This window comes from Veillonella parvula (assembly GCF_018366295.1).
In the GTDB taxonomy this organism is placed as follows: Bacteria; Bacillota; Negativicutes; order Veillonellales; family Veillonellaceae; genus Veillonella; species Veillonella parvula_P.
Window position 1 is genome coordinate 16893 of the sequence record NZ_JAGZIJ010000010.1, and the last position, 15433, is coordinate 32325.

Sequence of the window (15433 nt, forward strand, 5' to 3'; positions counted from 1 at the left end):
CAGCTGCCTTTTTATTAAGCTATACTTATTACGATAATAATTAATGTACAAAAAATTAGCATTTTGTACATCAATCTACTATTTAGAAAAGTGATGTTCAAAAATCCTTCTTTCTGAACATTAATTACTAAAATTTGTTAGTTATTAATTCAATAAACATTCTCTTTGAACAAGTGAATCCCTATTTAGATTATACTCATACTAAATACATATTAGAAAAGTAATCTAATCAACTAATAGTTTTTGGCAATCGTATTTTCATTTTCCTACTACTTATAAGCTCCTCTATTATTAATTTCTTGATAACAGCACATTTCTTTATCGTATCAAAAACTGTAGCAAACATAATGCCTGTACATATACAACTTAAAATGAGAAAAAATAAGTCCATAAGAATAGAGTGTTCAAAATGACTCCAATAACCTATTCCTATTATTCCAACAAATAAAATACCATAAAATCCAATAGATTTGAACTTAGAAATACTCAAAAGCATAGTTAAAACAAAACCTACTATACTACAACCTAACAATACTATTATAGTAATTATTATAAATTGGCTATAAGCAAAAATAATACTTTCACTAGCACCTTCCTTCAAGACTTCTATTGCCAAATTTGATCCTATACTTACTATAAGAGCCAAAATAGCACCTAAAGAAATAGTTCCCCATATAAACATATATCGGCTCTCAAAATCACTTACTAATAATTCATGTATAATTCGTAACTCTGAATTAGATTTATTAATTAATTCTTCTTTTATATATAAGCGATACTGTGTATATAAATCGGTTATCATAGAATACCAAATAAATGTTAATAGTTTGATTATGCTATTCCTAATTCTACCATTTATATAATAATTATTTAACTTCATTAATTTATCCAATCATTTACAAGCTTCATAGCTTCTTCTTCACTAACATTATGGTGATTTGAGCTCTCATAATTTAAAGAAAAAGAAGCCAGTTTAATCTGATCTTCTAATGTAAATTTATCCAATAGTCGTTTATCAAACGCTTGAATTTTCTCATATATTGTATCTTTAGAAACATATGTTAAATACTTATCTGATGGAAAATCCCATTCCCTGTCACCATTACTACTCGTCCACCTACTTGCAATAGCACATATGAATTTAAGTATATTAATATCCTCTTTCAATATATTGTCTAAATAATTTTGTGCTTTGTCTTTATCAATACACTCCCATAAATAAAAAGCTATATGGAACCCATTTATATCAATAATTGATTCAGATTGAGTAATCTCATTAATTTTTGAAACATAAACTGACTCTATATCATTTAAATGCTGTAAAGTAATAAGTTGTTTCTCTATAGATTCCTCTTTTCCTGCGAACCTTCCATGAGATAATTCTATTCTTTTGATAAAAGAAGCCAATGTTCCTAGTTGTTCTTTATTTATATTTTCTAGTACACTTTTAATCAAATTATATCGTTCATTTTCATCATTGATTTTACTCATAATATCATAAACAAGGAATTCTGCTTTAGTATATGCTGATAACATAAGAAATTGACTATTTTGAGAGAATTTATATAATACATTTAAAATGACAGATGATAGTAAACCTAAACGCTCTTTAGGAATGGTACCAACTAATGACCTTAATTCATCTATAAAATATTCAATATTGCCAGTATCATTAATTTTACTAACTACAACATTCAAATCATTTAACTCTAATTCATTTATACACTTGTTAATAATATATCTTGAAATCGGAATCTCTTTCAAATCAAACATAAAATATGAATCAAATCGTTCTTCTTGTGCTACTCTCATCGTCTCCCTAATATTTGATGATGTATAGCTAACACTACGTTCATTAATATCATTTGCAAACACAGGAAATAATGTTGTGAGAAACTTTATCCCTATATCCGTATTTATACCTATTTTTTTAAGTTCCTCATATATTGATGTACGATAATCACTTTTATCCCTAGATAAAGCTGAAAAACTATGAGAATATGTACTACAAAGCAAATCTTTATTTCTACCAATCCACTGATATAATTGAGGTTCTAAAACCTCAATAGTAGTAAGAGCCACCATATCTTCAAAAGCAGTTTCTTCATATAATATTTTATATCTAAATTGAAATGTATTTATAACTCGATTTACATCTCTTAATGTTTCAATATAAGGTTCTATACAATTTGTAACCACTTCACTCCAATAAGATTGATCAATTTTTGGATTATCAGAAATAGCTTTAACTGCCTTCTCAAGCTTTATTAAAAATAGCTCGCGTAATCTTGGCTTCAGAAGTGCTGGTATTTCAAATGGAATCTGTACAATTTTTTCTAAATAGTCTGCACCATCAATATTATGTACGCTTTCTAAAGCTCTGCATACAACATCTCTATCCATGGATAAAATATATATTATATTAGGAAAATTACCAACTTGCTTAACTAGTTGAAAAATATCTCTAATCTGTGTATCGGTTAAACGATCAATATCATCTATAATCACAATAATTTTTTGATTACTTTTAACAAGTACTTTCTCTAGATTTGTCTTTGCTTTAGCTAGATTAGTATCTTCTAATATCTTGCCTCTAATATATTGATAAAAATATTTTAAAGGATACTTTAACATCATAATCCAATTCTGATTTATTACAACTGATGTATATGATAACAAATTTAAGACTCCAGAATACTGATCTATAGCTTTAACTATTTGTTTCATTTTTTCATTATTACTATTAAATTTTATCTTTTTTCTCAAGTCATCAAAGAATATACTGATAAGATTATCTTTATCGGTATAATTCCAAGGAGAAAAATTTACAATAATAGGCCTCTCATCATCACTTTCAGACAAATAATTTATTTCATTTACAACCATATTCAAAATAGATGTCTTACCAGTTCCCCATTTACCAAATACTCCTATAACTAATCCATCTTTTCCATCATATTTGTATATTGCTTCCCCTAACTGTTTGGAGAATGTTATTCTCCCAAGTAAATCCTGTTCTGAAGATTTAATTGGTTTATCTGAGTTATAGTTCATAATCTTTTTCCCCTATTTAATACTACAATTTCTACACCTTATAAATATACTAATCTATACTATTTACATTATCATAAAAAACAAAAATAAATTACTTATTTTATATCAAATGATCAATTTCTTTTAATAACCAAGTGTATAATAAAGATAAATACATCATTACATTACTATATATATCACGCTTAATACTCATATATTAAAAAGAATGAGTCCGATAAAATATCGAACTCATTCCTATCAAATAATAAATATTATACGAGAAGCTAGATACAAGATATAAATACCACTTGCTCTACACTTATTCTATTTTGTTTTACATTAAAATTGGTATGTAAGATCTACACGATAGTAGTTTGGAAGTTTATCGTTTCACCAATGCTTTTATTTATTTTACTATTAAAGCCATAGTGGCCTGTTACGTCTACATTATCTTGCAATGCATAATAATACGCTGTTGCCAACCAACCTCTGTAGCCACGGTACACGGTAACATAAGCAGGACCACCAACAAAGTTAAGATCATAGCAGCGGTTTATCGCATCAAATGAAACTTCCCATCTGGAGGACTCCATAGCAATATTGTCACCGAATAAGAAGTATTGAGCATTCACATCCCAAGAACCTCGTTTAGCGATAGCATAGTTACCATAGCCAAGGTCTGCCGACCATGCAGTGCTATTAGATACACTAGTAACTTTCACCCATTCGCCGCCAACCCAAACTTTATCAAAATTCAAATCCATGCTAAAACCATACATGTTTTTAGACATACCATCAAAATGTTTATTAACTCGTGTATAGAAACCACCAAGGTTTATATGTTCATTAGGTTAACCCTTTAAGCCAACATACACCATGGTAAAGTTATCATGTTTATCAATTGTATTTTGACCATAAATATCGGTAGCAAAACCGCCTTCAATACCATAACCATAAGCAACTTGGAATTGAAGCTTACGATTGCCTGCATTGAATTGAACACCGTCAAAACCATCGTCATAAATCAAACCATTGCCAATCATTTGGTTGAAATGACCAGCTTTCATGGAAACATATTGACCAAATTTATGATTTACATAAAGTTAACATCCGCATGACCCACAGAAGTGGAATCAACTAAGTAGACAAAAAACAAAGGCCTAAATTACTATATCGTTCTAGTGAATTTTTGCCTTGCTTAATAAACATCCAAGAGTCCTCATAAGAATCACAACAAGAGAACTCTGATTTACATAAAAATAATATAAAATCCTCAATATTATCTATATATTTTTCTGAAAAATTAAATGCATTTTCTTCTTTCTCCGTATCAGTAGCATTTTGAAGATTATATAGTACATGATCTAAATTACAGGACATATAATATACCTTATAGGGTATGCCATTATAAATACCACTTGTATTAGTACTCAGTGTATTTAGATTTTCTTTTTTCTGCGCATTTCTAAGACGAATTCCCTCTACATTTGAAGTTTTTATGCCTAAAAGTGAATAATATGGCTCTTCATATTCTTCATCTAGTTGAATGAGATTATCATCTATATAAGCACCATCCATATCAACAATATGAATAATCCGATCTATATCTGACTTTCTAAATTTATCATTTATAATCCACGATTTAATCTTATTGCCCAAATGTGCTTTTATTCTCGATTGATCAATATTTCTATCAGTAGTAATATCTCCATGTATTATTTTTGTTACAATACGCTCACTATCGAAGTATTTAACAAAATAACGCTCTAATGCAGAGGCATCTGAAGGGCCTTCTACGATTACTAATACTATTTTTTTTCTAGCCACCTATATCCACCAGCTTTCTTAAAAGCATATGAAATCTCAGCATTTTGTGTAGGTTTATAAACTTCTTCCGATTGCTCGCCTAATGTAATATCTCGATAGTAAAAATCTCTTAAATTATTAGATGCTTTTACATTTTTAGGGCGAATATAGCGATTATTAGGATTTGTCGTTGTAAAAGCAATGAATCCTTTATCCAGTGTTTCTAACGGACGCAAATTATGCGAAGTAAATATAAGTTGACCTTTACCTTTTTCAGCAATAATTCTCAATAATTCGCCAAGTAGATATTCAAAAATACCAGCATCCAATTCATCAACAGCAATAGTAACCGATGATCGATTATAAACAGCAATCAATAAACTTAAAATAGATATAATTTTACGTATGCCTTCTGATTCGTATTTTAAAGGTATACTCTTGTTATTCTTATTAGAAACTAGTATAAGGCGCTTACCACTTTCACCATTTTCTAATAATTCAGCCCCTAAATCAGATGCTGAAATTTGTAGACCTGGTATAATTTCTGATAAAACTAGATTCATCATATTAATAATGTTATGGATCACATCAACAATGGGCATTGGAAACGTAATAGATTGATCTAATGGTAGTGTGATAGTACCAATCCTTCTCATATCATCTTGCTTTACATTAATCTCTAATGGTAAGACATTAAGACTATGTAAACCACTATGAGCAGTCAAGACAACAAATAAATCATGGTTACCATATTGCACTAATAGACCTATAATCTCTGTAATACGATTATACTCAGTAATATTTCGAAGAAATTCTCGTCTAGAATTAAGCCGTTTCAAAAATAATGAAGAAAATAAAAAAGATCTAGATTCAGCTTGACAAATCCGTTTATCGACCAGAAAACCAGTCATATCCTCATAGTCTTTACCAAATAAGATTTCAAATTTACTTTTAGGTACGAACACTTGTGTCGTATTAGTGTTAGCAATTATATTCTTTCTAATTGATGTTATACTATTTTCTAATCTATACTGTAATACTTCTTTTTTTACAACAGGGATAGATTTTATAGAATCTAAATCATCTGTATTATTATCACTGGCAGGCTGAATTCTACCTAATTCTACATCGTAATAAACATATATATGATTATCATCAAATTGTATGGAAAATTCGAAGAATAGTTCTGCCACTTCACTATTTATGTTAATATAATCAACTAAATATTCTGATAATCTCTGACCCATCAATAACTGCTTTAATATATCAATTGCATTAATAAGAACTGTTTTTCCTGAACCATTTTGTCCATATAATCCTAAAAGACTTGCTGATGAAGGTTTCTTATCTAAATTAAGTTTAATATGGCCATATTCAACATTCTTTAGATTTTTAATGGTAATAGATTCTAAACGAACAATAGGAATATTCATAGTAAATTCTCCTTTTCTTGTCAATAGTGTATCATAAACTTGACAAACCAAAAAGAAAAATAATAAAACAGAATAAAAAATTTCGTTTCTATCATTCATATATAGAAAATTTATCCTATCCAGTTTTATTTACATTACTATTGTCAATATAATCTCTGCAAAAGTTATATGTAATTACTATTAAGTTATTAATATGATTATTAAATTCTTTCTCTTCTATATCTTCATCTACACTAATCTCATTATGTACCTTATTTAAGTATCTTAGTAATTCTTCAGCTGATTTATTATCTTGTAAACGTAATATCAAAGAATATCTACACTCAACAGCTATACTTCTATTAATTATTAACTTTTCTAACTCAATCTTTAATTTTGTTTTATCTCTTGAATTCTTTGTCTTATTAAGACTTTTTTGTAAAAAAACTTGCCGCCTACAACCATAATAATATCCAGAAATATCTGTTATATATTTAGAAATCAAATCCATTATTTCATTACTAAATAATTGTTGCTTATCTTTTTTATATTCCAATTCATGTAATCGTTGTATTTCATCAGTTTTACTAGTGCTTATAATAACTGCTATTATAGTTCCAACACCACCAATAATTCCACTAGATACATTACCTAATAAACCAATTAAATCAGATTCAACAGGTATTTTATATAGATCTCTGAAATAATATCCTAACCAAGATAATATAACTGCAAAGATTAATGATACAACTATTGTCAATAAGATATATAATATCTGTTTCCTATAATTACTCTTACATCGTAATAAGTCATTAGCCATATCTATACCGCTCTTTCGTTTGAATTAGTAACTTTTTTAAGTTATGATGAATTGTAAAATATATTGCGACAAATAAAAAGACTCATATTGGAGATCTCGTGTAAAATGTAAATAACCACAAATACATAACACGGAGGTCTCTAATATGAGCTATATACATCTTACCATAGAAAAACGAAGTCAAATAGAAGTTTTAAGAAAAGAAGGATACTCTGTTCGTAGAATCGCTAGTTTAATCGGTGTCCACCATTCTACTGTAGCCAGAGAATTAAATTGCGTTGAAGGCGAATATTCTGCGATTAAAGCACAGCAGTTAGCAATTAGTAAGTCTGCTAATAAAGGCAGACCAATAAAGTTAACACCTCAATTAGCGGCTTTAATTGAATCCAGGTTACAACAAACTTGGTCTCCAGAAGAAATAGTAGGTGCTGAATTAGTTGGAATTCTAAGCTTTAAGACAATATATTCTTGGATCCATCGTGGTTTTCTTGCTGTAACAGAAAAAGTACTTCGCAGGAAAGGCAAAAAGCCCGGTACACAAGAAGACCGTGGACGCTTCAATGTTAAAAGGACCATTAAGGACCGATCTCAAGAAGTTGAAAGCCGTGAAATTTTTGGTCATTGGGAACTAGATACAATGGTTTCTTCCAGAGGTCAAAGTAAAGGTTGTTTAGCTACATTTGTTGAACGTAAAACTCGATTCTATGTAGCAATAAAAATGGATGATCGAACTAAGGATTCTATGTTTTTAGCTATTAGTTCCCTATACAACATATTAACAAGTAAATTACTTAAAACCTTTACAGTTGACCGCGGTAAAAAATTTGCGTGCTTTGAACAGGTTGAAACCGAGTTTGGGATACCGATGTATTTTGCTGATGCCTATGCAGCATGGCAACGTGGATCTAATGAAAATAGTAATGGTTTACTTCGAGAATTTTTTCCTAAGAAAACCGATTTAGCTAAAGTAACACTAGATAAACTAACAGAAGCACTAATGTTGATTAATAATCGACCTAGGAAATGCCTTGGATTTAAAACACCATTTGACATGTTTAAACATGTGATTAGAAAATTGATTTAATTTTGTCGCATTACTTATTACAATTCAAGCATTATAATTTATTGGCTTTTACTAAATTAGCAATTTTATTTACCACATTAGTGGTTGAGTATCCGTCTTTAAAAGGTAGAATTTGTACTGAGTCTACAAATTCACGTCCAATTACTTCATCTACTTTATAGTCTCCACCCTTAACAAGTATGTTAGGTCGAATAGTTTCTAATAATTGGAATGGAGTATCTTCATCAAAAAGTACAACACCATCGACACAACCCAAAGCACTCAATAAATAAGCCCTATCTTCTCCCTCTACTAAAGGACGAGTTTCCCCTTTAAGGCGCCTTACGGAAGCATCAGAGTTTAGGCCTATAATAAGTCGATCACCTAGTTGAGCCGCTTCTTGCAAGTACGTAATATGCCCTCTATGAAGAATATCAAAGCATCCATTAGTAAAAACAACTGTATCTCCTTGATCTTGCCATTGTCGAACTAAAGTCTTCATTTCTTCCCAAGAATAGAGTGACTTTTCTATAGATTTTCCTTCTTGAAGAGACATCCACAAGTCAATTAATTCTTGTCGATGGATAGGATAAGTACCCACTTTAGATACTACGATACCAGCTGCTCCATTAGCTACATGAAGAGCGGTCCGCATAGAGAGATTAGCCGCGATAGAGCAAATCATTGTAGCCACAACTGTATCACCAGCACCAGATACATCAAAAACATCTTGTTGAGTAGCTGGATTATGCCAAATTCGGCCATCTCTAGCAATAACAGAAATTCCTTTTTCAGATCTAGTAGCAATAATATATTGAATATTATTAGTATCTAGAGCCTCTTTGGCTGCAGTCACTATATTATCATCATCATTTCTAATAGAGTAACCAACTCGTTCAGATAACTCCTTCACATTAGGAGTAATAAAGGTAGCCCCATCATACTTATTCCACTGAGCTCCCTTAGGATCAACAATAGTCGGTATCATATATTGATTAGCCAAGTTGAAAACTTGTCTTAAAAGAGTTTCTGTACAAACCCCTTTTCCATAATCAGAGATAACAATTCCATCTAATCCTTTTTGGCAGAGAATAGTCAGCCAACGAATGAGTTCCTCCTCTTCCTGTTGGTCAACATCTCGAACTGTCTCAAAGTCTAGCCGCATCATTTGTTGACGAGCACCTAAAATTCGCATTTTAGTTATAGTAGATCTTTCGCTAGAGATCACTACACCGCTCTTATCAATACCATTAGAATCTAATAAGTCTTGTAAAAGGTTTCCATGGGTATCTTGTCCTGCTACTCCACCGACATATACATGAACATCCAAATTGGCAAGATTCGCAGCAACATTTGCCGCTCCACCAAGGACTTCTTTCATCTGTTTTACTCGATTCACAGGGACTGGAGCTTCTGGAGATATACGACTTACGTCACCAAAAACATAACGATCTACCATTAGATCGCCAATGACAGCTATACGAAGATTAGGCAGACTATCATGTAAGAACTTATTAATAGTTTTCTTAATCATAATCTTCCTCAACAATTTCACAGATAATATGCCCTACCATTATATGCATTTCTTGAATTCGGGCCGTAGTCTTAGACGGAACAGCTATCACGGCATCACAAAGAGCACCAAGTTTACCGCCACCTTCACCAGTAAATGCAACTGTTTTTAGACCTTTCTGTCTTGCTAGTTCTGTAGCCTTAACCACGTTCTTAGAATTTCCTGATGTAGAAATGCCTATTAATACATCTCCAGCCTGTCCCAAACCAGCTACTTGACGAGAAAAGACATCATCATAAGAATAGTCATTAGCTACAGCTGTCAAAATAGACGTATCTGTTGTAAGAGCAATAGCAGGTAAAGACTCTCGTTCTTTTACAAAACGTCCTACCAATTCAGCTGCCAAATGTTGAGCATCAGCAGCTGATCCCCCATTACCACAGAAAAGAATTTTATGTCCTTTATCAAGAGCATTCTTACATATATCCGCAACTACTCGAATCTCTTCAATATAATTACGCATCTTCGTATGAGTATCTAAATGATCATCAAATCTTTGTGTAATAATATCCATAAGTAATGCCTCCTATTAATAAAATGAACTAATATTAATACTAAAAAGTATATTTATTCCCTAAACAATAAATTCTAAATAATCTCTTTACTTTTAAGCCACATATTTAACCGTCCCGCTAGCGATTTTACTAATGGATCCATTGGCCGTTCTACAAAGTAGATACGTATCTTATCAATAAGCACACAGGTTATAAAAACAAGTAATACTATCGCTATTAACCATAAAGGGAAAAACCATTGAGTATAAACATAAGAGTCATCTAGTAGGCTAAGGAATATCCAATTTTGCAAACGCCCTATATGGAGAAGATATACACTAAATACAGATGTAGAGAAAAATGTAATTATCTTACCATAAGGTAATTGTAAATCCTTAAAACCTAGAAATAGGCATAATGCTGTTAATAATCCAGGAAATCTATATGTTGGCCATACTAAAGTAAAAATATCTATATTTTTATTAAAAGTCTGATTTATATATGCTGAAGACCACATAGAAGTACCTACAAGGCCCATTAATAATACAGCATATAAAAGATACTTTGTATTGCCTGGAATAGAATAGATTCTAATATAAGCCCCAACTGCATATAGTACTATAAAAAATAGTATCAAATTATTTGAATCCATCCAAAAATAACGAGTTATTGTTGGAATAAGACTAAATATAAGTATACCAATACCTATAAATCCTCTATACTTATTTCTTGATATATTCTGTAATAACGGATTTAAGAAAGGTACTAATAGCATTAAAATCAGATAGGACGATATAAACCAATATTCATTATAGGTAATTGGCAATAGCATCATTATAACTCTTTTTATACTTACATCAATAATTCCTATTTTAAAGGCTATAAGACCACATATAATAGAATAAAAAAGTGTTTGTAGCCATAATTTAATAACACGACGACTATCAAACTCTTTCATGCATAACAGATATCCACCAATTATTACAAAGGCGCAATTTCCTATAGCACCACCGAGCCTTGCAAAAGCAAGAGTTAGCCAATTTCCTGTAATAGGCATAGAACTATTAATAGATATGACACCATGATCTGACATATGAAAAGCTATGATTAATAACATACAGACTATACGAAATAGTTCAATCCCCAAATTCTTATTCATATGCTTACCTTTCAATTAATACGTTTATAATAAAAATATATATTTACACAATATAGTTTATCTATAGCTGAAATTTTCTGAGTTAAATAATTTAGTTAATATTAGAGAGTCTAGATACAATTTAATTATCTGTCTTAAATACAGCAATTCCAGCAAAAGACAATAGAATCCAATACATATAAGTTAAATAAAATGATGTTGTAAATCCAATTAAGGTAAAACCTAATAAACTTATTAATATAGCTACAGAGAACATATCTAAATTGCTATCAGCATAAATTTTCCTAACTAATATAAACAAACAAACTAGCTCTGGCACCATAAACCATAGTAATCCTAATATACCTTGCTCGGCTAATAATGTTGTATATTGACTCGCTACAGGGAATATAGCCTTAATAATTCCTACTTTTTTTTGCATATAAGTCCAACGTTCTAACTCATTATTCATTGATTCAGGATTAACTAAATCTGTCTTATACATCCCACTTAATCCAGTTCCAACACCTAATATAGGATGAGTTTTAAAGATTTCAAACTCCATTCTAATATTTTCTTTTCTTGAAATATTACTGGAACGAGTCTCTTTAGAATTATTACTATCTAATTCTAAGTCTTTAATAAAACCACTAGAATTTTCTAAGTTTTTTTGAGATTCATCTAAATTTTTTTTATTGTGATATATATTATTAGTTAAATTGATATTATCAAACAACTTATTAATTGTACTAACTGATATAAAATTATTATTCATATAAGTACTAAAATTTACAACTTTACTAAAATTCTCTACCGGTGGTGTCATAAAGTTAGAAATAAATTGAATCGAACAGAACAATGCTACTATTGTGACACTTATTATATGTACAATATATTGACCATTAAATCTCCAAGTTTGGGATTTAATACTATTAATAAATAAAATAATAATTAAAATAAATAATTCTAAAGCAAAAGCTGTTGTAGCTGTTCTAGATTGTGTCAAAAACAATAATATAGTAGAGATAAACAAAATAAATATCCATAATCCCCTATTAATATTGTCTCTTGTTTGATATATTTTATACCAAATAAAAGGTAATAAAAATCCCAAAATCATTGCAAGAAATGATGGCTCAGGTGTAACAGATCTAAATTGATATTCCCAAATCAAAGGAGGCCACTGTCCATTCTGATCTTCGCCGATTAAATAAAAATGTGGATTTATAGATTTAACTATATCAGTTCCCCATGCAATCCCAGATAAATGAACGGCTTCAATACAACTGAATGATATTAAAATACCTAATAAAATACTAATCCCCTTTAGCAAATCTTGTTTTAATTCTCCTAATCGATTCCAATAACAATTAAAAATCATGTAGGATATACCAAAGGTCCAAATATAACGAATAATTGCTGCATATATTAATTTACTTACTATAAGTATAATACTAAATTGATATATTAAATCAGTTGGAATTTTTAGACGTTGAACTATATTCAATATAGAAGTTACTTCTGGCAATTGTTGATTTGCGAAAATTGGAATCTGATCATAATAAGGATATATCAATAATCCTACAATTGAAGAGGATAATAAAAATATAATATAAATAAGACTATAAAATATAAATACTTTTTCCTTGTAAAAAGGTACTTTATATTTCCATCTATTATATAAGACAATACTTACTATAATAATTAAAGGAAATATGGCTAATTCACTACTCATTATACCTGCTAAAAACCTTGGTCTAAACTCAGGATAAATACGATTGAAAGGCAGACATATTAATAAAATTACAAATAAGTATCGAATATATTTAAATAAGCTCTCATGTATCATTTATTATCCTCTCAATCTATCTAGATATTCATCTATGAAACTATATAAAATACTATAGCTCTATATCTATATAAAAATTTTTTCTAATACCCTCTCTACTATATCCATTACTTGCTGAGGTGAAATTTCCGTCAAACAACGACGATGTTTACAATAAATATACCTATCTGTTCCATAACAATACTTGCAACTCACCTCATGTTCTACAAAGTAACTACATGTTGAAAACGGCCCTATATATTTAGGGTTTGTAGGTCCAAATATAGATACAGTTGGTACAGATAAAGCTCCTGCAATATGTTGCATCCCCGTATCAATACCTATAGAACAGGTACAACGCTTAATAGCTGCCATACTCTGCTTAATACTACATTTACCTACTAAATTTACAACTTTTGATAATCCTAAAAACTCGTGTAGTTCCTCTAATAAAGGCTCCTCTTGACTTCCACCAATTAAAACAACTTGATAGTCTTTATTTACTAATAGCTTTATAAGCTCACGCATTCGAGTAATTCCCCAAGCTTTAGGAAAGACACGTCCCGTCCGTAACCAACGATTAGTAAGAGATGGGTCTGCATTACCAATACATAAACCAATAATAGGTCTTGATTGGTCTAAACCATCAAAATAATGACATATGGATTTATCACTATCAGTATCTACATATAACTGTGGTCTTAATTCATCATTAAACTCTAAACCTAACGTCTTCACATTAGCTTCCACAAAATGCATATCATAGTCATATTTATTAGTGCCCGAAGCTTGAAAACCTATATGTTCCTTTACTCCACATAATTTCATAAAAAGTTGTGATTTTTTTACTGGTGTAATGCCAGCACTAATACCTATATCAAAATTTTGTTTTCTTAAATTCATTATTGTTTTAAATGATGTATATATATTCTTATATACATCAAGAACAATAATCTTATCTATGGGAATATATGAAGATTCAATAATATCACGGCCTGATTTCATCTTACAAAGTACTGTTAGCTTTGCATCAGGATATAAATATCGCACCCCTTTTAATAATGCTAAAGCACATACTGTATCACCTAAACCATGCATAATTTCTACTAAAATATTTAATTGTTTAGTACTAGCCTTTACTGTATTCACAATAGAGCTCCTCTAAACGTTTAGCTTCCAATTGAATATTATAGCCCTCAGTATTTATACAATTATTTATACCAATACGAGGATTTACACCATCATGAAGATGATTTATATCATTATAAATACGCTTAGTTTCATTAATCCAAATGTCTATATCTTCATCAGTAATGCCTATATGTTTTACTAATGAAGAATCAATAATAGCTTCATCTGGTACAAAATTGCTCATCAATATTGGTAGTTTTGCTGCTTGAGATTCAATAGCTACTACCCCTAAACCTTCATACCAAGACGGAAAATAAAATACATCAAATAGACTATACAATCTATATATATCATTACGTAAGCCTAAATAAGTCACTCGCTCAAATAAGTCTAATGATTTCAATTGATCTAATACACTTTCTCGCAATGGTCCATCTCCAACAAGCACAAGATGTGCAGATGGCAATTGTTGAGCCACTTGATAGAAAAGTCGTATTAGATATGCATGATTTTTCTGATATACAAATCGCCCTATATGTCCAATGACAAACTTATCCGCCAATCCTAATTCACTTCGCAATGCTTGACGCGTCTCTTCTTTATATTGAAAACATTCTACATCAATTGCATTATTAATGATTTGTGAATCTTTATCAGAACCATATAGCCAACATGCTGCCACCTTACTACATGCAAAGTATCTATTAGCTACAAATACGGATAGAGGTCGTAAAGCCATTTTCATAATATTGCGCTTAGTTTCACTTTTAACAGTTGTATTATGACCATGTAAAATGCGAACCTTAGCACCTGCTAGCCATGCAGGCCCTAGTGAAAACACGCCCAATGTCGTCATATGGCAATGAACAATGTTATACTTATGTTCCTTTACTATATGATAAACACCTTGCATAAAACCAAATATATTTTTAGAGTACGATGGTACTTTATAAACTTTACCACCCATAGACTCAACTATATCTGTAATATCTACTATATTGTCATCATGTACAACAAAATCAAATTGTACCTTTGAACGATTTATATGTTTATAATAATTCATCACAACGGATTCAACTCCGCCACCAGCTACGATTCCAATGACTTGCAAAACCCGTATTGGTTCTGTGTTCAT

The 15433-nt window shown here is 30.4% G+C and carries 14 protein-coding genes; 1 reads left to right on the forward strand and 13 read right to left on the reverse strand.

What is annotated here, in order from left to right:
- Positions 1 to 229 precede the first annotated feature (229 nt).
- The 7 genes from KHY58_RS08555 to KHY58_RS08585 form a co-directional block, all read right to left on the reverse strand.
- Positions 230 to 880, reverse strand: a complete 651-nt coding sequence (locus tag KHY58_RS08555) for a hypothetical protein (RefSeq protein WP_155085691.1) — start codon at positions 878 to 880, stop codon at positions 230 to 232.
- Complete coding sequence (locus tag KHY58_RS08560) at positions 880 to 3054, reverse strand: KAP family P-loop NTPase fold protein (protein WP_155085693.1); 2175 nt, start codon at positions 3052 to 3054, stop codon at positions 880 to 882. The genes KHY58_RS08555 and KHY58_RS08560 overlap by 1 nt, the downstream gene beginning before the upstream one ends.
- A gap of 338 nt (positions 3055 to 3392) precedes the next feature.
- Positions 3393 to 3824, reverse strand: coding sequence for a hypothetical protein (locus KHY58_RS08565; RefSeq protein ID WP_278473048.1), 432 nt, complete (start codon positions 3822 to 3824; stop codon positions 3393 to 3395).
- Positions 3825 to 3884: 60 nt separating this feature from the next.
- Positions 3885 to 4100 carry a hypothetical protein gene (locus KHY58_RS08570; protein ID WP_155085696.1) on the reverse strand — a complete coding sequence of 72 codons (216 nt, stop codon included), beginning with the start codon at positions 4098 to 4100 and terminating at the stop codon, positions 3885 to 3887.
- 70 nt (positions 4101 to 4170) lie between these two features.
- Positions 4171 to 4860, reverse strand: a complete 690-nt coding sequence (locus KHY58_RS08575) for a hypothetical protein (protein WP_194167043.1) — start codon at positions 4858 to 4860, stop codon at positions 4171 to 4173.
- Positions 4842 to 6272: an AAA family ATPase gene (locus KHY58_RS08580; RefSeq protein WP_155085698.1), complete on the reverse strand. Its 1431-nt coding sequence runs from the start codon at positions 6270 to 6272 to the stop codon at positions 4842 to 4844. The genes KHY58_RS08575 and KHY58_RS08580 overlap by 19 nt, the downstream gene beginning before the upstream one ends.
- Before the next feature lie 115 nt (positions 6273 to 6387).
- Positions 6388 to 7071 carry a hypothetical protein gene (locus KHY58_RS08585; RefSeq protein ID WP_155085700.1) on the reverse strand — a complete coding sequence of 228 codons (684 nt, stop codon included), beginning with the start codon at positions 7069 to 7071 and terminating at the stop codon, positions 6388 to 6390.
- Between the two features lie 145 nt (positions 7072 to 7216).
- On the opposite strand from KHY58_RS08585, the gene KHY58_RS08590 reads away from it, so the two are divergent.
- A complete protein-coding gene (locus tag KHY58_RS08590; protein WP_278473052.1) occupies positions 7217 to 8155 on the forward strand; it encodes an IS30 family transposase in 939 nt (312 codons plus the stop codon).
- Between the two features lie 31 nt (positions 8156 to 8186).
- Here KHY58_RS08590 and rfaE1 read toward each other — a convergent pair whose 3' ends face one another.
- The 6 genes from rfaE1 to KHY58_RS08620 all read right to left on the reverse strand — a co-directional run bounded on the left by rfaE1 (position 8187) and on the right by KHY58_RS08620 (position 15433).
- Positions 8187 to 9668, reverse strand: coding sequence for a D-glycero-beta-D-manno-heptose-7-phosphate kinase (gene rfaE1 / locus KHY58_RS08595; RefSeq protein WP_278473054.1), 1482 nt, complete (start codon positions 9666 to 9668; stop codon positions 8187 to 8189).
- Positions 9661 to 10221 (reverse strand): D-sedoheptulose 7-phosphate isomerase, encoded by a 561-nt coding sequence (gene gmhA / locus KHY58_RS08600; protein ID WP_123138272.1) that lies wholly within the window; start codon positions 10219 to 10221, stop codon positions 9661 to 9663. Before gmhA ends, rfaE1 begins: the two co-directional genes overlap by 8 nt.
- A gap of 74 nt (positions 10222 to 10295) precedes the next feature.
- Positions 10296 to 11360, reverse strand: a complete 1065-nt coding sequence (locus KHY58_RS08605) for an acyltransferase (RefSeq protein WP_278473056.1) — start codon at positions 11358 to 11360, stop codon at positions 10296 to 10298.
- A 121-nt stretch (positions 11361 to 11481) separates the two neighbouring features.
- Complete coding sequence (locus KHY58_RS08610) at positions 11482 to 13074, reverse strand: O-antigen ligase family protein (RefSeq protein WP_278473058.1); 1593 nt, start codon at positions 13072 to 13074, stop codon at positions 11482 to 11484.
- 180 nt (positions 13075 to 13254) lie between these two features.
- Positions 13255 to 14316 carry a glycosyltransferase family 9 protein gene (locus tag KHY58_RS08615; protein WP_278473059.1) on the reverse strand — a complete coding sequence of 354 codons (1062 nt, stop codon included), beginning with the start codon at positions 14314 to 14316 and terminating at the stop codon, positions 13255 to 13257.
- On the reverse strand, positions 14297 to 15433 hold the full coding sequence (locus KHY58_RS08620; RefSeq protein WP_278473060.1) for a glycosyltransferase: 1137 nt from the start codon (positions 15431 to 15433) through the stop codon (positions 14297 to 14299). Before KHY58_RS08620 ends, KHY58_RS08615 begins: the two co-directional genes overlap by 20 nt.

What these genes read in the sequence shown, in the direction of transcription:
- KHY58_RS08555 (WP_155085691.1), bottom strand. Translation starts at nt 880, where the DNA reads ATGAAGTTAAATAATTATTATATAAATGGTAGAATTAGGAATAGCATA.
- KHY58_RS08560 (WP_155085693.1), bottom strand. Translation starts at nt 3,054, where the DNA reads ATGAACTATAACTCAGATAAACCAATTAAATCTTCAGAACAGGATTTA.
- KHY58_RS08565 (WP_278473048.1), bottom strand. Translation starts at nt 3,824, where the DNA reads ATGTCTAAAAACATGTATGGTTTTAGCATGGATTTGAATTTTGATAAA.
- KHY58_RS08570 (WP_155085696.1), bottom strand. Translation starts at nt 4,100, where the DNA reads ATGAAAGCTGGTCATTTCAACCAAATGATTGGCAATGGTTTGATTTAT.
- KHY58_RS08580 (WP_155085698.1), bottom strand. Translation starts at nt 6,272, where the DNA reads ATGAATATTCCTATTGTTCGTTTAGAATCTATTACCATTAAAAATCTA.
- KHY58_RS08585 (WP_155085700.1), bottom strand. Translation starts at nt 7,071, where the DNA reads ATGGCTAATGACTTATTACGATGTAAGAGTAATTATAGGAAACAGATA.
- KHY58_RS08590 (WP_278473052.1), top strand. Translation starts at nt 7,217, where the DNA reads ATGAGCTATATACATCTTACCATAGAAAAACGAAGTCAAATAGAAGTT.
- rfaE1 (WP_278473054.1), bottom strand. Translation starts at nt 9,668, where the DNA reads ATGATTAAGAAAACTATTAATAAGTTCTTACATGATAGTCTGCCTAAT.
- gmhA (WP_123138272.1), bottom strand. Translation starts at nt 10,221, where the DNA reads ATGGATATTATTACACAAAGATTTGATGATCATTTAGATACTCATACG.
- KHY58_RS08605 (WP_278473056.1), bottom strand. Translation starts at nt 11,360, where the DNA reads ATGAATAAGAATTTGGGGATTGAACTATTTCGTATAGTCTGTATGTTA.
- KHY58_RS08610 (WP_278473058.1), bottom strand. Translation starts at nt 13,074, where the DNA reads ATGAGTAGTGAATTAGCCATATTTCCTTTAATTATTATAGTAAGTATT.
- KHY58_RS08620 (WP_278473060.1), bottom strand. Translation starts at nt 15,433, where the DNA reads ATGAACACAGAACCAATACGGGTTTTGCAAGTCATTGGAATCGTAGCT.